Source organism: Microvirga sp. HS2 (assembly GCF_055792805.1).
The window spans coordinates 58,311-74,481 of sequence record NZ_JBVVAJ010000015.1; the positions used below are offsets into that span (position 1 = coordinate 58,311).

Annotated in this window: 17 protein-coding genes; 9 read left to right on the forward strand and 8 right to left on the reverse strand. The window is 64.2% G+C overall.

Features of this window, described 5'->3' with window-relative positions:
* Together ACS5Q0_RS14610 and ACS5Q0_RS14615 are read right to left on the reverse strand one after the other, a co-directional pair.
* Nucleotides 1-930, reverse strand: a complete 930-nt coding sequence (locus ACS5Q0_RS14610) for a class I SAM-dependent DNA methyltransferase (RefSeq protein WP_473127380.1) — start codon at nucleotides 928-930, stop codon at nucleotides 1-3.
* Between the two features lie 68 nt (nucleotides 931-998).
* Nucleotides 999-1,946: a zinc-dependent alcohol dehydrogenase family protein gene (locus ACS5Q0_RS14615; protein WP_473127381.1), complete on the reverse strand. Its 948-nt coding sequence runs from the start codon at nucleotides 1,944-1,946 to the stop codon at nucleotides 999-1,001.
* A 139-nt stretch (nucleotides 1,947-2,085) separates the two neighbouring features.
* Between ACS5Q0_RS14615 and ACS5Q0_RS14620 the strand changes: the two genes are divergently transcribed.
* The 4 genes from ACS5Q0_RS14620 (at nucleotide 2,086) to ACS5Q0_RS14635 (ending at nucleotide 6,152) form a co-directional block, all read left to right on the forward strand.
* Nucleotides 2,086-3,129, forward strand: coding sequence for a ligase-associated DNA damage response exonuclease (locus tag ACS5Q0_RS14620; RefSeq protein WP_473127382.1), 1,044 nt, complete (start codon nucleotides 2,086-2,088; stop codon nucleotides 3,127-3,129).
* Nucleotides 3,126-4,889: a cisplatin damage response ATP-dependent DNA ligase gene (locus ACS5Q0_RS14625; protein WP_473127383.1), complete on the forward strand. Its 1,764-nt coding sequence runs from the start codon at nucleotides 3,126-3,128 to the stop codon at nucleotides 4,887-4,889. Before ACS5Q0_RS14620 ends, ACS5Q0_RS14625 begins: the two co-directional genes overlap by 4 nt.
* 2 nt (nucleotides 4,890-4,891) lie before the next feature.
* Nucleotides 4,892-5,344, forward strand: coding sequence for a secondary thiamine-phosphate synthase enzyme YjbQ (locus ACS5Q0_RS14630; RefSeq protein ID WP_473127384.1), 453 nt, complete (start codon nucleotides 4,892-4,894; stop codon nucleotides 5,342-5,344).
* Nucleotides 5,345-5,480: 136 nt separating this feature from the next.
* Complete coding sequence (locus tag ACS5Q0_RS14635) at nucleotides 5,481-6,152, forward strand: response regulator (RefSeq protein WP_473127385.1); 672 nt, start codon at nucleotides 5,481-5,483, stop codon at nucleotides 6,150-6,152.
* Nucleotides 6,153-6,230: 78 nt separating this feature from the next.
* Here the strand turns inward: ACS5Q0_RS14635 and ACS5Q0_RS14640 are convergent, their stop codons facing one another.
* A complete protein-coding gene (locus ACS5Q0_RS14640) occupies nucleotides 6,231-7,172 on the reverse strand; it encodes an alpha/beta hydrolase (RefSeq protein ID WP_473127386.1) in 942 nt (313 codons plus the stop codon).
* A 95-nt stretch (nucleotides 7,173-7,267) separates the two neighbouring features.
* On the opposite strand from ACS5Q0_RS14640, the gene ACS5Q0_RS14645 reads away from it, so the two are divergent.
* Together ACS5Q0_RS14645 and ACS5Q0_RS14650 are read left to right on the forward strand one after the other, a co-directional pair.
* Complete coding sequence (locus ACS5Q0_RS14645; protein WP_370433957.1) at nucleotides 7,268-7,528, forward strand: DUF6460 domain-containing protein; 261 nt, start codon at nucleotides 7,268-7,270, stop codon at nucleotides 7,526-7,528.
* 15 nt (nucleotides 7,529-7,543) lie between these two features.
* On the forward strand, nucleotides 7,544-8,881 hold the full coding sequence (locus ACS5Q0_RS14650; RefSeq protein ID WP_473127387.1) for an MATE family efflux transporter: 1,338 nt from the start codon (nucleotides 7,544-7,546) through the stop codon (nucleotides 8,879-8,881).
* Between the two features lie 5 nt (nucleotides 8,882-8,886).
* On the opposite strand, the gene ACS5Q0_RS14655 is transcribed toward ACS5Q0_RS14650, so the two are convergent.
* Together ACS5Q0_RS14655 and ACS5Q0_RS14660 are read right to left on the reverse strand one after the other, a co-directional pair.
* On the reverse strand, nucleotides 8,887-9,972 hold the full coding sequence (locus ACS5Q0_RS14655) for a quinone-dependent dihydroorotate dehydrogenase (protein ID WP_473127388.1): 1,086 nt from the start codon (nucleotides 9,970-9,972) through the stop codon (nucleotides 8,887-8,889).
* On the reverse strand, nucleotides 9,969-10,313 hold the full coding sequence (locus tag ACS5Q0_RS14660; protein ID WP_473127389.1) for a DUF952 domain-containing protein: 345 nt from the start codon (nucleotides 10,311-10,313) through the stop codon (nucleotides 9,969-9,971). The genes ACS5Q0_RS14655 and ACS5Q0_RS14660 overlap by 4 nt, the downstream gene beginning before the upstream one ends.
* 158 nt (nucleotides 10,314-10,471) lie before the next feature.
* On the opposite strand from ACS5Q0_RS14660, the gene ACS5Q0_RS14665 reads away from it, so the two are divergent.
* Nucleotides 10,472-11,104 carry a S24 family peptidase gene (locus ACS5Q0_RS14665; RefSeq protein WP_473127390.1) on the forward strand — a complete coding sequence of 211 codons (633 nt, stop codon included), beginning with the start codon at nucleotides 10,472-10,474 and terminating at the stop codon, nucleotides 11,102-11,104.
* 125 nt (nucleotides 11,105-11,229) lie between these two features.
* Here ACS5Q0_RS14665 and ACS5Q0_RS14670 read toward each other — a convergent pair whose 3' ends face one another.
* Together ACS5Q0_RS14670 and ACS5Q0_RS14675 are read right to left on the reverse strand one after the other, a co-directional pair.
* Nucleotides 11,230-12,951, reverse strand: coding sequence for a lysine--tRNA ligase (locus tag ACS5Q0_RS14670; RefSeq protein ID WP_473127391.1), 1,722 nt, complete (start codon nucleotides 12,949-12,951; stop codon nucleotides 11,230-11,232).
* A 124-nt stretch (nucleotides 12,952-13,075) separates the two neighbouring features.
* Nucleotides 13,076-13,957 (reverse strand): transporter substrate-binding domain-containing protein, encoded by an 882-nt coding sequence (locus ACS5Q0_RS14675; RefSeq protein ID WP_473127392.1) that lies wholly within the window; start codon nucleotides 13,955-13,957, stop codon nucleotides 13,076-13,078.
* Between the two features lie 71 nt (nucleotides 13,958-14,028).
* Here ACS5Q0_RS14675 and ACS5Q0_RS14680 point away from each other — a divergent pair, with 71 nt between their 5' ends.
* Together ACS5Q0_RS14680 and ACS5Q0_RS14685 are read left to right on the forward strand one after the other, a co-directional pair.
* Entirely contained in the window at nucleotides 14,029-14,847 is an 819-nt protein-coding gene (locus tag ACS5Q0_RS14680; RefSeq protein ID WP_473127393.1) for a hypothetical protein, read from the forward strand.
* Between the two features lie 75 nt (nucleotides 14,848-14,922).
* Entirely contained in the window at nucleotides 14,923-15,939 is a 1,017-nt protein-coding gene (locus tag ACS5Q0_RS14685; protein WP_473127394.1) for a hypothetical protein, read from the forward strand.
* Here the strand turns inward: ACS5Q0_RS14685 and ACS5Q0_RS14690 are convergent.
* Nucleotides 15,936-16,163 (reverse strand): DUF6471 domain-containing protein, encoded by a 228-nt coding sequence (locus ACS5Q0_RS14690; RefSeq protein ID WP_473127395.1) that lies wholly within the window; start codon nucleotides 16,161-16,163, stop codon nucleotides 15,936-15,938. The genes ACS5Q0_RS14685 and ACS5Q0_RS14690 overlap by 4 nt on opposite strands.
* Nucleotides 16,164-16,171: the final 8 nt, after the last annotated feature.

Sequence of the window (16,171 nt, forward strand, 5' to 3'; positions counted from 1 at the left end):
TCAGCGCTGCATCACCACCAGAAACCCGGGAACCGGCACGCCGCGATCCTCCCGGGTCGAGACCCGTTCGAGGATGACGGTCGTGAACCCGCTCTCGTCCGCCAAGCCGCGCAGATAGCTCTCGCTGTGCGCATAGCGCGCATCGGCGCCGAGAACGAAGCCGTCGCCTTCATGCGCCTGGGCCGTGAAGGCGAACAGCCCCTCACGTTTCAGCACGCGATGCGCTTCGCGAAAGACCTCGTCCAGCGCCGCCATGTAGACGAACACGTCCGCCGACACGACGAGATCGGCTTCCGCATCCGCGCGCGCTCTCAGGAACGAGGCGAGTTCGCCCTCGTGAAGGGCGTCATAGAGCTTCGTTTTCTCCGCCTTCTCGAGCATGCGCGGTGAGAGATCGACCCCCGCCAGGGACGCGCACGCACCGTCGAGCGCCTGCCCCATAAGCCCCGTCCCGCAGCCGAGATCGATGCCTCGTCCGAACCTGTATTCCCGGAGCTGCTTGGAGCAGGCCCGGCGCAGCGCGTCGACGATGAGCGCCGGCCCGCGATAGGCCAGGCTTTTGGTGAGATGCCGCTCGAACTTGGGGGCGTATTCGTCGAACAGCGCCCGCACATAGCCGTCCGTCATCGCCGCATCGGCCGGCACTGCACCCAAACGAGCAAGGTCGAGGCGTACGCCCAGGACGTCCTGCGGCTCGAGTTCCAGCGCGCGCTGCAAGGCTGCGACGGCCTCGTCTTTCGCGCCGGTCTCGGCCAGCGCGCGGCCCAGAAGGGCATGGGCCGGAGCAAAGCCGGGGGTGAGTTCCAGCACCTGCCGGGCCAGATCCGCGGCAGCCTCGAAATCGCGGTCCTCGAAGGACGCGCTGGCATATTCGTAGCGCCGGTCGGCAAGGACATCGCCCGAGGAGCGGAAAGAGTGAGGCAACAGCATTGCCTTGCCATGAGGCAGAGCCGAAGGGCTGTCAATGCCGAAGCACGCCCCTTGCGCCGCCAGCAGCTTCAGTTTCCGACGCGCAGGATCACCTTGCCCCGGCCATGCCCCGAATCCAGCCGCTCATGGGCCTTGGACACCTCCTCGAGCGGCAGGACGGAGTCGACGATGACCTTGGCCTGCCTGCGCTCGAAGAGCGGCGCCATCTCCCGCAGTCGCGCGCCCTCGCGGGTCAGGAAGGTGCCGAAGAGGGTCTGGTTCTTGGTGTAGAGAGCACTCAAGTCGCCGTCCGGCGGAAGAATGGTGGCGATCCGCCCGAAGGGGCGGGTGACGAGCGTGCTCATCGACACATTGCCGCCCGCGGTGTCGAAGGCGGCATCGACGCTGCCGCCTGCTTGCCCCATGATCTGGTCGGCCACATCGGCGTCGCGGTAGTCGATCGCCACGTCCGCTCCCAGCTCACGCAGAAGCGGATGGTTGGCTTTGCTCGCCGTCGCGATCACACGAGCACCGGCAGCCTTGGCGAACTGGATCGCGAAGGACCCGACGCCGCCGGCGCCGCCATGGATGAGAACGGTCTCGCCCGGCCTGACGTTCAGGCGGCGGATGATCGCCTCCCAGGCTGTCCCGCCGGCCAGCGGGATTCCGGCAGCCTCCACATGGCTCAGGTTTGCGGGCTTGTGCGCCACGATACCGGCGGAGGCGACGGTATATTCCGCATAGCTGCCCAGCGGATTGCCGAAGATCTCGGGCGTATAGAACACCTCGTCGCCGGCCTTGAACGCGGTCACGCCGGGACCGGCCTCCTCGACGACGCCCGACACGTCGTAGCCGAGCACGGCGGGGAATGGGATCTGCGCCCAGGAGCCCGCCTGCCGGATCTTGGCGTCGACGGGATTGGTTCCGGAAGCGACGACCCGCACGAGAACCTGGCCCGGCCCGGGCTTGGGGCGCTCCAGGTCCCGAAGCTCGAAGACATCGGGGCCGCCAAACCGTGTGATCACCATCGCGCGCATGCCGTCGCTCCTCTTGCACCGCCTGCCATGTGGGCTTCCGCGAGGCCCGGATCAAGGCAAGCTCGACCGTCACGCGCCGGTTGAACGGAGGATTGCCGCGTGACCTGACATCGCCGGTCGGCACACTATATTCCCATCCATGGCGTTGCGCTCGACCGATATCCTCACCCAAACCCCGCAAGGGCTCTACTGCCCCCTCGGCGATTTCCATATCGACCCGGTCCGGCCCGTGAAGCGGGCGCTCATCACCCATGGCCATTCCGACCATGCGCGCTCCGGCCACAGGGCGGTCCTGGCCACCCGGGAGACGTTGCTCATCATGGGCGTGCGCTACGGCGAAGACTTTGCCGGAAGCACGCAGGAAGCGCCGCTCGGCGAGAGCCTGCGGCTCGGCGACGTGACCGTGCGCTTCACGCCCGCCGGGCACGTGCTGGGCTCGGCTCAAATTTCCATCGAAGCGGGCAGCACCCGCGTCGTCGTCTCGGGCGACTACAAGCGCGCCGAGGATCCGACCTGCATGCCCTACGAACTCGTCCCCTGCGACGTCTTCATCACGGAAGCCACCTTTGGACTTCCCGTCTTCAGCCACCCCGATACGCGGGAAGAGGTGCGCAAGCTCCTCGATTCCGTCGCGCTCTTTCCCGAGCGCACCCACATCGTCGGCGCCTATGCCCTCGGCAAGGCGCAACGGGTCATGGCGCTGCTGCGGGAAGAGGGCTACGGCAGCCCCATCTACCTGCACGGAGCCATGGAGCGCCTGACGGAGTTCTACAAATCCGAAGGCGTCCCTCTTGGAGACACGCCGAAGGTCGTGGCGTCCGAACGTTCGAAGCTCGCGGGAGCCATCGTCGTCTGCCCGCCCTCTTCGATCCAGGATCTCTGGTCGCGCCGCTTCCCCGACCCGGTGACGTGCTTCGCCTCCGGCTGGATGCGTGTGCGGGCCCGGGCGCGCCAGAAGGGCGTGGAGCTGCCGCTCGTGATCTCCGATCATTCCGATTGGGACGATCTGTGCCGCACGATCCGGGAAACCGGCGCGGGCGAGGTCTGGGTCACCCACGGCCAGGAGGATGCGCTGGTGCATTGGTGCGGCACCCACGGCATCAAGGCGCGACCGCTGCACATGCTGGGCTATGGCGACGAAGGCGAAGGAGAGGAAGCGCCGCAGGCCGGAGGCGAAGCATGAACCGCTTTGCCGCCCTCCTCGACCGCCTGGCCTACGAGCCGCGCCGCAACGCGAAGCTGCGGCTCATCACGGATTACTTCCGCCACACGCCCGACCCGGAGCGCGGCTATGCGCTGGCCGCCCTGACCAATTCGCTGATGTTCAAGGAGGCGAAGCCCGGCGTGATCCGGGGGCTCGCCGAGGAGCGGGTCGATCCTGTCCTGTTTCGCATGTCGCACGATTATGTGGGCGATCTGGCGGAAACGGTGGCGCTGATCTGGCCTTCGCCCGGGCATCAAGAAGCGGCGAGAATCCGAACCGGCGCCGACGCGCCCTCTCCTCCGTTGCGAGAGGGGGAGAAAGCCGCTCATGCCATCGGCCACAACAACCCGCCTCCGCACGTTCCTACCCTCACCGAAGTGGTCGAGGCCCTGGCGACGACGGGCAAGAGCGACCTGCCCGCGAAAGTCGCAGGCTGGCTCAATGCCCTGGACGAAACCGGGCGCTGGGCGCTCCTGAAGCTGATCACGCGGGAGCTGCGCGTGGGCGTTTCGGCCCGGCTGGCGAAAACGGCGGTCGCGCAGCTCGGCGAGATCGAGCCCGATGAGGTCGAGCTGATCTGGCACGGGCTGGAAGCGCCTTACGAAGACCTTTTCGCCTGGGTCGAGGGTCGCGGGCCCAAGCCGGAATCCGGCAATCCGGCGCCGTTTCGCCCGCCGATGCTCTCCCATCCGCTGGAGGACGAGGATTTCGAGAAGCTCGACGCTACCGATTTTCTCGCCGAGTGGAAATGGGACGGCATCCGCCTGCAGGCGGTCGCAGGCCATGACAGCCATGGACGCCCGGTGCGGCGCATCTATTCGCGCACGGGCGAGGATGTCTCGCGCGCCTTTCCCGATCTGGTGGAGGCCTTGGATTTCGAGGGAGCCATCGACGGCGAGCTGCTGATCGTGCGGGACGGGCGGGTGCAGAGCTTCAACGTGCTTCAGCAGCGTCTCAACCGGAAGGCGGTCACGCCCAAGCTCGTCGCGGAGTTTCCGGCCCATCTCCGGGTCTACGACATCCTCACGGAGGGCGATGAGGATCTGCGCGATCTTCCCTTCATCGAGCGGCGCCGACGCCTCGAGGCGCTCGTGGCCCGCATCGGCGATCCGCGCATCGACCTCTCTCCCGTGGTGCGGTTCGAGACCTGGGAGGATCTGGCGGCCGCCCGCACCGATCCGGCCTCCATCGGCGCAGGCCCCGACGCGGACGCGATCGAGGGCTGCATGATCAAGCGGGCGAACAGCCCATATCTTCCCGGCCGTCCCAAGGGGTATTGGTACAAGTGGAAGCGCGACCCGTATCTCGTCGATGCGGTGATGATGTATGGGCAGCGGGGCCACGGGAAACGCTCGTCGTTCTATTCCGACTACACCTTCGGCGTCTGGCGAGACGGCGCGCACGGCGAGGAGCTGGTGCCCGTCGGCAAGGCCTATCACGGCTTCACCGACGAGGAGCTCGTGAAGCTCGACCGCTATGTCCGCAACCACACGGTCAACCGCTTCGGTCCGGTGCGGGAGGTCGAATACGGCAAGGATCGCGGGCTCGTCCTGGAGGTTGCCTTCGAGGGCCTCCAGCGCTCGACCCGGCACAAGTCGGGAGTCGCCATGCGCTTTCCCCGCATCAACCGTATCCGCTGGGACAAGCCCGCCGCGGAAGCGGACCGGATCGAGACGCTGGAAAAGATCCTCGAACGGGGCGAGAAGGAAATTCACCCCCTCAAAAGTCAGGAGTCCTGACGATGCTGAACGTGGAAACCCTTTCCGAAGGCAGCGTGACCCAGCAGGCCAATGGGCGGCTCCTCGTCGATACCGAAGGCCAGGGGCTCGTGGACATCAGCGACGCGGTTTCCCGCTGGGTCTTCGGCACAGGCATTCTCCATGGCCTGCTGACGGTCTTCTGCCGCCATACCTCCGCCTCCCTGCTCATCCAGGAAAACGCCGACCCCGATGTGCGCCTCGACCTGATGGCGGCGTTCGACCGGCTGGCGCCCCGGGACGCGGCCTATATCCATTCCATCGAGGGCCCGGACGACATGCCCGCCCATATCCGCACCGTCCTGTCGGGCGTCTCCTTGAGCATTCCCGTCATGGAAGGGCAGATGGCTCTCGGCACCTGGCAGGGCCTTTACCTCGCCGAGCACCGGGACAGTCCTCATCAACGGGACATTATCCTCCACCTCATCGGCGCATAACTCTCATGCCCATATGTTTCCATATATTATTCGCCGATCTTTCCCAGTAGAATGGATGCGGCCTTCGATTGCCGCCTTGCCATTTCATGGAAGATGCGGCTAAGGCTCACAAAAGCTCTCGTGGGAGAAGGCAGCAGTGCAAGGTCAGAACACCACGATCATCATTGCCGATGACCACCCGCTGTTTCGCGGCGCGCTGAGACAGTCCGTCGCCTCCATCATGCCCGAGGCCAGGGTCATCGAGGCCAGCGGCATGGATGACCTCAACGCATCCCTGGCCCAGGAACGGGACGTCGACCTGATCCTGCTGGACCTGACGATGCCGGGCGTTCAGGGCTTTTCCGGGCTCATGTCCTTGAGAGCGCAGTATCCCGAACTGCCGGTCGTCATCGTCTCCGCCACGGAGGAGCCCAACGTGATCCGCCGGGCCATGGATTTCGGTGCCTCGGGCTTCATCCCGAAATCCATCGACATCGACAATATCGGCGGCGCCATCCAGGCGGTGCTGGCGGGTGACACCTGGACCCCGCCGGATGTGGACCTCTCAGCCGCCGAGGACGTGGAAACCGCCGACCTGGTCCGCCGCCTCGGCACCCTCACCCCCCAGCAGGTCCGCGTGCTGACCATGCTCTCCGAGGGGCTCCTCAACAAGCAGATCGCCTACGAGCTCGGCGTCTCCGAGGCGACGGTGAAGGCCCACGTCTCCGCCATTCTCGACAAGCTCGGCGTCGACAGCCGCACCCAGGCCGTGATCGCGGCCTCCAAGATCGGCGTGACCCAGCGCCCCTCCCCCGCCGGGGCGGATTAAAGCCTCCGGGCTCCATACCACAGATCGTCAACCCTCATTTCGAGCATCGGAATGAGGGTTTTGTTTTATGGCGACGGCTCAGAGCGCCTCGATGAAATCATCGATCCGTGACAGGGCCTGTTCGCTCATGGCGCTGTCGAAGCGGATGAACACGTGGCATCCGCCCGGCCAGAGGGCGAGGTCCGCCCGGTTGCCCGCCGCCGCCCAGCGCGAGGCCATGAAGAGGGTGTCGTCGAGCAGCATGTCCTTCGTGCCGACCGAAAACAGCGCCGGCGGAAGACCCTTCAGGTCCGCGAAAAGGGGCGAAATGTCCGGATCGGTCCGGTCCCCTACATGACCGCAGAAATTGTCGGCGAAAACCCGGACATCGTTCGTGTTCAGGATCAGCCGCTCCGGCCCCCATTGCCGCACGCTCGGGGTCAGGTTCAGGTCGTAGCAGCCCGCGAAGAGGTTCGCGCCCCGGAACGGCGTGAGGCCGTGCCTGTCGCGAAGCCGCAGGAGGGTCACGGCCGAGAGATGGGCACCGGCCGATTCGCCGCCGATGAACAGGCGGGAGGTGCCGAAGCGGCTTTCGGCCTCGCGGATGACCCAAAGGGCGGCCGCCTCGCAATCGTCCGGACCGGCAGGATACGGGTTCTCGGGCGCGAGCCGGTATTCCACGGACACGACGGCCAAGCCGCAGCGATCGGCAAATCGGTCGAGCCATGGATCCTGTTCGGCCGCGGTGCCCCAGGTCCAGCCGCCGCCGTGGATATGGAAATAGACGCCCCGCGGCGTCTCGGGGGCGATGATCCGCAGCGGAAGCGGCCCGGCAGGCCCGTCGATCTCAATGACCTCGGCCCTGGGGCTCAATGCCATCAGGGGAAACGGCCCAAGGCCCTGCGCACGGCGTTCCCGCACGAGGGACGGCGGCACGGACATGGGGTCTGGAAGGGCAGCGAGCTTGGCCACGATATCCGCGTTCTGGGCGCGGATTTCCTCGCTGACGGCGGCGGGGTCGAAGAGTGCAGGATCGATCATGAGGAGCTCGACAGGGTTGCGTTCATCATCGGCCCTTGCGATGAAGCACACGCCACTTCCCGCGTCCAGTGACGCTTTCTGACGAGATTGACGACATGTCCAACCTGACCCGGTTTCTCGGCGGCTCGCCTGGCTCTGTGCTGGCCAAGCTCATCTTCCTGTCGCTCCTCGTCGGCGCCTTCATGCATTACCTCGACATCACGCCGATCGGCCTCATCCAGGGGCTGTTCGACTGGATCAGCTCCGTTCTCGACCTGAGCCTCGACACGGTGAAGGAGGTCGGCCTCTGGGTCGTCTACGGAGCCGTCATCGTGGTGCCGCTCTGGCTCCTGACCCGGATTTTCGGCCAGCGCTGATCGGACACCCCATCCATGGACGGCTCCCTGAACACCCGTCGCCCGGAAGTCTCCCACCGACGCCTCCTCGCCCTCGCCCTTCCGATGACCCTGTCGCACGTGACGACGCCTCTGCTGGGGCTCGTGGACGCGACGGTGATCGGACGGCTCGGCGAAGCCCATCTCCTCGGAGCCGTGGCCTTGGGCGCCGTAATCTTCGATTTCGTGTTCTGGAGCTTCGGCTCCCTGCGCATGGCGACGGTGGGCCTGACGGCGCAGGCGACCGGCGCGGGAAACCGGCACGAGGTCGACCTGACGCTCGCCCGGGCTTTCCTGGTGGCCGGGATCACGGGCCTTCTGCTGATCCTGCTGCAATGGCCCATCGCGGCCGTCGCCTTTTCCTTCGCCGGCGCGAGCGAAGCGGTGACGGGCGCCCTCTCGACCTATTTCTTCATCCGCATCTGGTCGGCACCGTTCACGCTGGCGAACTATGTGATCCTCGGCTCGACCCTCGGGCGCGGCCGGACGGATCTCGGCCTGTTCCTCCAGGTCGCGATCAACGTCGCCAACATCGCGCTGACAGCCGTCCTGGTGCTGGTCTTTCATCTTGGCATCGCGGGCGCCGCGATCGGAACGGCAGTTGCGGAGGTGCTGGGTACCGGCCTCGGCATCCTGGTGCTGCGCCGCCTCGGCTCGAACCCATTCGCCGTGACATGGGCGGAAGTGTTGAACCGAGCGGCGATCCTGCAGACGCTCGCCATGAACCGGGACATCATGATCCGCAACGTGGCGCTGATCCTGGCCTTTTCGATCTTCAGCGCTCTGGGTGCCCGTGCCGGCGACGTGACGCTCGCCGCCAATGCCGTGCTCTACAACATGTTCATGATCGGCGGGTATTTTCTCGACGGCTTCGGGACCGCCGCCGAGACCCTCTGCGGCCAGAGCATCGGCGCCCGCAACGAGCGCGGCTTCCGGCGCGCCATCCATCTCAGCCTCGGCTGGAGCCTCGGATTCGGCCTTGCCGTTTCGGCCATCTTTCTGATTGGCGGCGGATGGTTCATCGATTTCGTGTCGACGAACCCCGACGTGCGTGCCTATGCCCGCGATTATCTGGTCTTCGCGGCCCTGACGCCCCTGGCCGGCGCCGCCGCGTTCGCGTTCGACGGCATCTATACCGGAGCGACCTGGACCAAGGCCATGCGCGACCTCATGGTCGTGGCGTTCGCCCTTTACGGGGGCATCCTGCTCGCAGCAGGAAGCATCGGCAACTCGGCGCTATGGATCGCGCTGCTCATGTTCCTGGGCGCACGCGGGATCGGCCAGGCCCTGCTTTATCCGAGACTGGCGAGGAAGACCTTCGCCAGTCTCCGGTAGTCCGGTCAGAACCGTCCCTGCGCGATGGCCGACGCATCCCGGCCGACGGCCTGCGTCAGCGATGTCTTTTCCTGCTCGAGCTTCTGAACGAGCCCGCGCTTGATGTCGCCGATCAGGCCCGGCCCTTTGTAGACCATGGCCGAGTACAGCTGAACGAGGCTCGCGCCCGCGCGGATCTTGGCCCAGGCGGCCTCCGCCGAATCCACGCCTCCGACCCCGACGAGCGGGATCCTCCGCTCCACGCGCAGGAAGGTCTCCGCCAGGATCCTGGTGGATGGGACGAAGAGCGGCTTGCCTGACAGGCCGCCGGTCTCTGCGGCCAACGCCTTTTCCTTCAGGGTCTCGGGCCGCGCGATCGTGGTGTTGGAAACGGTGAGCCCGTCGATCCCGCGCTTGAGCGCCGTCGCCACGATGGCGTCGAGGGTTTCGAGCGAGATGTCCGGCGCGATCTTCAGGAGGATCGTCGTCTTCTTGCGCCCCTCATCGGCCCGGTTGCGCGCATCGATGCTGCGGGCGAGCAGATCGTCGAGAAACGCTTTCCCCTGCAGGTCGCGAAGACCGGGGGTGTTGGGCGAGGACACGTTGATCGTGAGAAAGTCGACGAGGCCGCTCAGCGCCTGGATGCAGGTGACGTAATCGGCGATGCGATCGTTCGAGTCCTTGTTCGCGCCGATATTCACGCCCACCACGCCAGGACGGCCGTGACGGCGGGAGAGACGGTCGCGCGCAACCTCCAGCCCGTCGCTGTTGAGCCCGAAGCGGTTGATGACGGCCTCGTCCCGCGTCAGCCGGAAAACGCGTGGACGCGGATTGCCTTCCTGACGTTTCGGCACGACGCCACCGAGCTCCACGAAGCCGAAGCCCAGGGACAAGAGCTGATCCGGCACCTCGCATTGCTTGTCGAAGCCCGCGGCGAGCCCCACCGGATTGGGAAAATGATGTCCGAAGACATCGCTGGCCAATCGCGCATCGTCTTTCGGCGCAGGCGCCGCCGGCATGAGAGCCAGACCGCGGATCGTCAGCTGATGCGCCGTCTCCGCATCGAGTGCATGCAATGCGGGTTTTGCCAGAGAGAAAAGCGCGCCAATCATGAATCGAGGTCCGGGAAAACATGGCGGCCATCCTGGCCGATCGGCAGCGGCTTTACCCACAGGACCGCGGACAATGCAAGCGGCGCGTAAAGATGGGGGAAGAGATCGCCGCCCCGTGACGATTCGTATCGCAGAGCCGAACCCAATTTGTCGGCATCGATCGCGATGAGCATAAGATCGCGCTGTCCCGTGAAGTGCCTATCCGCAGTTTCCTTCACTTGTTTTGCCGTGGAAAAATGGAGGTATCCATCCTGTATATCGATGGGCGCTCCTTTAAAGGAATTGGCCGCTTCCGCTTCACGCCAAAGGCTTTCGGGACAAATTTTGTAGATGATGTGCATGGAAATCCAATCCCTCGACCCTGCTTAGGGAGCAACCCTTACTCGCCAATGTGCCTCAGCGATTTTTCGCAGGTTGCAAGAGCCACAGAACAACCTTAATTCCTAGGCATAAGTTCGCTTTCAGTTTTATTTTTCGCTCCTTTGCGAAGGTTTGTACAATGTTATCCCACGAGCGCGTTTGGGCCGCTATTGATGCACTCGCTGCCCGCCATGGAATGACCGCATCCGGGCTGGCACGCAAAGCTGGTCTCGATGCCACCAGTTTCAACAAGTCGAAGCGCGTGAGCCCCGAAGGCCGGGAACGCTGGCCCTCGACGGAATCCATCTCGAAAATCCTTCGCGCGACCGGCGCGACCCTGGAGGACTTCCTGCGCCTCGTCGAGCCCTCGGGCTCTCTGCGCCGTTCCATGATTCCGATGATCGGCATGACGCAGGCCAGTTCCGGCAAGATCCTCACCGATGAAGGCCTCCCGGCGGGCGGCCCGGGTTGGGACGAGATCGAGTTTCCCGATTTCGGACAGGAGAAGGTCTTTGCCCTGGAGGTGACCGGCGACTCGATGGCGCCCCTCTATCGGGATGGCGACGTGCTCATCGTGTCCCCGACCGCGAGCCCCCGCAAGGGTGATCGCGTGGTCGTCTGCACGACGGGGGGCGAGATTCTCGCACAGGAACTGAAGCGCCGCTCGGCCAAGACCCTGGAGCTGGCGGCCCTGACCAGGGAGAGCGAAGGCCGGGCGATTCCCGCTGAGGAAATCGCCTGGATCGCTCGCATCATGTGGGCGCGGCAATAGGGTCCGGCCAGAGATCGGATGGATCCCGAAAGTGGATCCGGTTCTCCGCACCAACGATGCGCTGATCTAAAGAGTGGAGCATCGAATGGATCCCAAAAGTGGAAACCACTTTTGGGTCCGATGCTCTAGGTCGCGCGCGATTTCAGGAAGGCCTCATGCTCGCGCACGAGGTCTCCGGCCAGCGCCTTCGCGATGAGCGCACGGGTTTCCTTCACCCCATAGAGCGCGACGAACGAGCCGAAGCGGGGACCGCGGGGCTCGCCGAGCAGGACCTGATAGATCGTATTGAACCACTCGATGGAGACGCCCGGACGCTCGGGTGTCGCGCCCTTGGCCTTGAGATCCTGGTAGCGCGGCTCCGCACGGCCGACGTTGTAGATTTCCTCCTGGATCGCCTCTGCGGTCGCAGGGCGCTCGCCGCTCTCGAACGAAGCCAGCACGTCGCTCAGACACTGCAGTGAAGCAGCCTCCACCTCGTCCGCCAGGCGATAGGCCTTCTGCGGCTTCACGAAATCCTCGAAATAGCGCACGGCGCGCTTCACGAGGCTGTCGAGGCGCGGATGCGTCTCGGGCGACACGCCCGGTGCATAGCGGCGGATGAAGCCCCAGAGCACCAACGGGTCTTCCGAATTCGCGACCGCAACGAGGTTGAGCAGCATGGAGAACGAGATCGTCGTGCCGGGCTGATTGCCCCCACCGGACGAAACGAGCTCCGGCGCAGGCGGCTCGCCCGCATGGAGGTGCCAGACGGGATTCATCAGGCGTGCCTTGGCATCCTGCCCCGGATACTTCTCCAGGAAGGTCAGATAATCGTCCACCTGGCGCGGGATGACGTCGAAATAGAGCTTCTTCGCCTCGCGCGGCTTGTTGAACATGAAGAGCGCGAGAGAATCCGGCGTACCATAGGTCAACCACTCGTCGATGGTGAGGCCATTGCCCTTGGACTTCGAGATCTTCTGGCCCTTCTCATCGAGGAAGAGCTCGTAGTTGAACCCCTCCGGCGGCAGGCCGCCGAGCGCCTTGGCGATCTCGCCCGAGAGCTTCACGCTGTCGATGAGATCCTTGCCGGCCATCTCGTAATCGACGCCGAGCGCCACCCAGCGCATGGCCCAATCGGGCTTCCACTGCAGCTTGGCGTGTCCGCCGGTGACCGGCGTCTCGAAACGCTCGCCCGTCTCCGGATCGCGCCAGACGATGGTACCGGCGTCGAGCTTGCGCTCGTCGATCGCCACCTGCATCACGATGCCGGTTTTCGGATGGATCGGCAGGAACGGCGAATAGGACTGCTGACGTTCTTCCCGCAGCGACGGCAGCATGATCGCCATCACCGCGTCGTAGCGTTCGAGCACCGTGAGCAGCGTCTTGTCGAAAACGCCCGCCTTGTAGCATTCGGTCGCCGACTTGAACTCATAGTCGAAACCGAAGGCGTCGAGGAATTCGCGCAGACGCGCGTTGTTGTGATGAGCGAAGCTCTCGTGCGTGCCGAACGGGTCCGGCACCTGGGTCAGTGGCTTCCCGAGGGCGGAGGCCACCAGCTCCTTGTTCGGAATGTTGTCCGGCACCTTGCGCAGGCCGTCCATGTCGTCCGAGAACGCGACCAGACGGGTGGGAACGGCGTCCTCCGTCAGCACACGGAAGGCATGGCGCACCATGCTGGTGCGGGCCACTTCACCGAATGTGCCGATATGCGGCAGACCCGATGGGCCATAGCCGGTCTCGAACAGAGCCTCCTTCTTGCCCGTCCGTTTAAGACGCTCCACGAGCTTGCGGGCCTCCTCGAAAGGCCAGGCGGTCGCGGTCTGAGCGGCTTCAATAAGGGCGGGAGCGAGATTGATGGGTCGAGACATGGTCCTGTGCTTCGGGAAAGATGCTTCCGGAAGCGCGGCACACTAGGGGCGAGGCTCTTACGGGTCAATGCGGCTTGACGCGGTTTGCCGCCTCCCGGCGCGCCGAACGGACGCTATCGAGCCCTCAAAACGGGCTGATCGGGAAGAACCGCAGGTAAAGCTCGGCGTATTTGCCCTCTTTCCAGAGCTGCTGCAGCGCAAAGTCGAGAGCACGGCGCACATTGTCGTCCTCGTTGCGCAGCACGAATCCGATCCCCTCCCCGAAGAACCGGCTCTCGAGATAAGGCCCACCCGCAAAGACGCAGCATCCGCCCGCATCCTCGCCGCCGATCCAGAGGGCGAGGCCGAGCCCATCCGCAAAGACGTAATCGATCGTACCGGCCTTGAGCTCCGCCTCGGCCGCCGTGAGCTCCGGAAAGGGCTTGAGGGTGGAGGCCTGCATGAAGGACCTGGCGAACGCCTCATGCGCCGTGCCCTCGACGACACCGATGGTCTTGCCCTGGAGGACCTTGGGCGAGAACGCCGGGAGATCCTTGATCCGGCCAGCCTTCGTGACGAGCCGTGCGGGAATCTTGAAATAAGGGGCCGTGACCGCGAAGCGCCGGCGCAGGTCGGTGGTGACCGGAATCGCCGCGGCGACCACATCCCCCTGCTTCTCGGCCAAGGCATCGAGAAGGGTGTCGAAGCGGCGGACCTGCACGGTGCATGTCAGGCCCAGCCTCTCGCAGGCCGCCCGGGCGAGCTCGACCGAAAAGCCCGTGGGCGTGCCGTCGAGACCGGGGAAATGCAGGGGCGGGAAATCGTCGTCGACGAGGAAGCGGATTGTGCGCGTCGCGGGAATGTCCGGGCGTTCGAGCTGCGACTTCGGATCCCAGAAATTGGGCACTACGACCGCCTGAGCCTGAACCGCGCCGCTCCACGCCAGAAGGGCGACTGCCCCCCATACCGAAGCGGAAGGCTTGATCTTGCGTGCAAAGCAGGCGACCAATGACACAATATAACTCATCTTGAAGACGGTACTCTCTTGCCGGTTGCTCTGCATTGTCCACACACACGCCCCGGGAGCGTGCCGGGCCCATGAGGCAGGGTCTAGCGGAGCAAGCCCGACAGTCAACCGCACTTCCGGTCGAGATCGGCTTCTTGGCCCATCACGGCTTACGGCCGGAGACCCTGCGCGACGCGGCCATGATCGCCGAACTGACCGGGGTGACGGCCGACGAAGCGCTTCTCAAGCATGGCTTGATCGAGGAGGTCTATTTCTATCGGGCGCTCGCCGCCGAGCTGCGCCTGCCCTTCCTCTCCTCCCCTCGGGTGTCTCCTGGCACCCGCTACCCTGAGAGCGTTCTGACCGGGCTTGCTCCCCTGGCCGGAGGCGGCTTCGTGATCGCCCCGCAGGGCCGAATGCTCGCCCGGCTCCTAGGCACACCCCGGCCCGGACGCGGCCTGGCCATCACGACGCCGTCGCGGCTGAGGAGAGCCGTCCTGCGCACTCACAGCCGCCTGATTGCATATCGGGCAGCCCTCGCCCTGCCCCATGCCGCACCCGGCCTGTCGAGCTACAGCGGCGCGGGCATTCTCCAGATCGCGGCGATCGCCTTCGTCGCATGGCTTGCGTCGTTCTGGATCGTCGTCAGTCCCGGCCCGACGATCGCCCTGGTCTCCGCCCTTGCGAGCCCGTTGTTTCTCTGCGTCATTGTGCTGCGATTGGCGTCTGCGCTTCTGAGCAATCCCCCGACGCCGCCGGAGACCCACCGTCGGGCCGATGATGCGTCCCTCCCGGTCTACACGATCATCGCCGCGCTTTATCGGGAAGAACATGTCGTCTCGCGCCTGATCGTAGCCCTCGACCGGATCGATTATCCGGCCTTATGGAGCAAATGCACCAAAAGGGTGTGAATCCTCCAAAGGCCGGATAGGAGACTATTCGGTGAAGACTACACAAAATCCAGGCAATAGTGTTAGCTGGCAAGCATGGCTCGCTGGCGCTTCTTCCACAAAACTGATCGTTCCGTTGACCGTATCGGCTATTGGGCCGGAGTATTCGGTCCAGGCGGCTTGGTGGCTACGCTCATGACTTGGGCTGCAAGCGCATTCGAGCCTATAGCCCGCTATGGCTGGGGAGGTATTGTTATCGCAGGCGTTGTTCTTGGCTGCTTCGTGGTCCTGACCATAGCGGCAGGGTTGATTGCGTGGAGGCAATTCAACCCGCTCCCTGCCTCGCCTTTCGGCCTCAATGCCCCTTCTAAGGAAGCGTCTCTCTTTGAAGGGCAGGCTGGCATTTCCGGCCAGATAGAGGAATTCCAGAAACGGCTCGACGGGCTATCCCAGGCCCTGGATGCGTCCGAGTGGACAAAGAACCAGGCTTTCGAGGATTTAAGGGCAGAATTTTTAGTTCTAAAGGACCGCTTGGCGAAGATCGATGAAAGTCTTCGGCCCAAAGCTGTCGGTACTTTGTCTGGCGGGAAGACGTTTGAAACCCGCCTGGATGCCATCGAAGCGATGATTGATGCTGCGCAAGGTTCGATAAAGAGTGCAGTTGACGGCCTTACCCATACAATGGATCAGCGCAAGCTAAGCCAAGATCAGTTCAACGAGGCTATGCTGACCTCTCTACGTGCCCGCGATGCCTTAGAAATCTTGCAGAAAGCGGATTCCGAGGCGATGAAGTTGGGCGACAAGTTAATCTCAGCACTGGCTTATGAGAATGGTGCCACTTGGTCGACCGATCATAACTTGTGGGGGCACTATCTCAGCGAGATTAATGGACTTATGGCGATGTGGTGGAAGAACGAGCACCAGGACCTGATTGAGGTTAAGCACTACCAATATGAATCAGAGAAGCGCACTGCACCACCCCATATCCTCGCAGACGACGGCGAGAACTATAGGCGCTACAAGCACGTATGTATCTCACACGACAGATACCTTAATGTACGCAGAGATGTGTTCGCCTATTTTAAGCATAAGGCGCACGACCTTCCCCGCTAATCCAAGCGTACTTCCTTCGCGCCAATAGCGGAGAGCACCTGCAGTAAGAACACGGCGGTAAACTTGCCCCGTGCCAGCTTGTTGCGGATGTTCGGCTCTGTTTCCTTCACGCCAATCGCGGCCAGCTTCTCGACCAACTGGCCGTAGGTGACGTTCCGGCGCTTCAACTCCGCCTTGAGCAATCCCTTAGCCTTGGCGTCCCACGCCTCTTCCGCTTCTGCCACTGTCATTG

Bases quoted from the DNA above. Each gene is read 5' to 3' on its own strand.
- ACS5Q0_RS14620 (WP_473127382.1), top strand. From the start codon at position 2,086: ATGGCGTTGCGCTCGACCGATATCCTCACCCAAACCCCGCAAGGGCTC.
- ACS5Q0_RS14610 (WP_473127380.1), bottom strand. From the start codon at position 930: ATGCTGTTGCCTCACTCTTTCCGCTCCTCGGGCGATGTCCTTGCCGAC.
- ACS5Q0_RS14645 (WP_370433957.1), top strand. From the start codon at position 7,268: ATGTCCAACCTGACCCGGTTTCTCGGCGGCTCGCCTGGCTCTGTGCTG.
- ACS5Q0_RS14680 (WP_473127393.1), top strand. From the start codon at position 14,029: ATGAGGCAGGGTCTAGCGGAGCAAGCCCGACAGTCAACCGCACTTCCG.
- ACS5Q0_RS14640 (WP_473127386.1), bottom strand. From the start codon at position 7,172: ATGATCGATCCTGCACTCTTCGACCCCGCCGCCGTCAGCGAGGAAATC.
- ACS5Q0_RS14660 (WP_473127389.1), bottom strand. From the start codon at position 10,313: ATGCACATCATCTACAAAATTTGTCCCGAAAGCCTTTGGCGTGAAGCG.
- ACS5Q0_RS14670 (WP_473127391.1), bottom strand. From the start codon at position 12,951: ATGTCTCGACCCATCAATCTCGCTCCCGCCCTTATTGAAGCCGCTCAG.
- ACS5Q0_RS14625 (WP_473127383.1), top strand. From the start codon at position 3,126: ATGAACCGCTTTGCCGCCCTCCTCGACCGCCTGGCCTACGAGCCGCGC.
- ACS5Q0_RS14655 (WP_473127388.1), bottom strand. From the start codon at position 9,972: ATGATTGGCGCGCTTTTCTCTCTGGCAAAACCCGCATTGCATGCACTC.
- ACS5Q0_RS14615 (WP_473127381.1), bottom strand. From the start codon at position 1,946: ATGCGCGCGATGGTGATCACACGGTTTGGCGGCCCCGATGTCTTCGAG.
- ACS5Q0_RS14665 (WP_473127390.1), top strand. From the start codon at position 10,472: ATGTTATCCCACGAGCGCGTTTGGGCCGCTATTGATGCACTCGCTGCC.
- ACS5Q0_RS14650 (WP_473127387.1), top strand. From the start codon at position 7,544: ATGGACGGCTCCCTGAACACCCGTCGCCCGGAAGTCTCCCACCGACGC.
- ACS5Q0_RS14630 (WP_473127384.1), top strand. From the start codon at position 4,892: ATGCTGAACGTGGAAACCCTTTCCGAAGGCAGCGTGACCCAGCAGGCC.
- ACS5Q0_RS14685 (WP_473127394.1), top strand. From the start codon at position 14,923: ATGGCTCGCTGGCGCTTCTTCCACAAAACTGATCGTTCCGTTGACCGT.
- ACS5Q0_RS14675 (WP_473127392.1), bottom strand. From the start codon at position 13,957: ATGAGTTATATTGTGTCATTGGTCGCCTGCTTTGCACGCAAGATCAAG.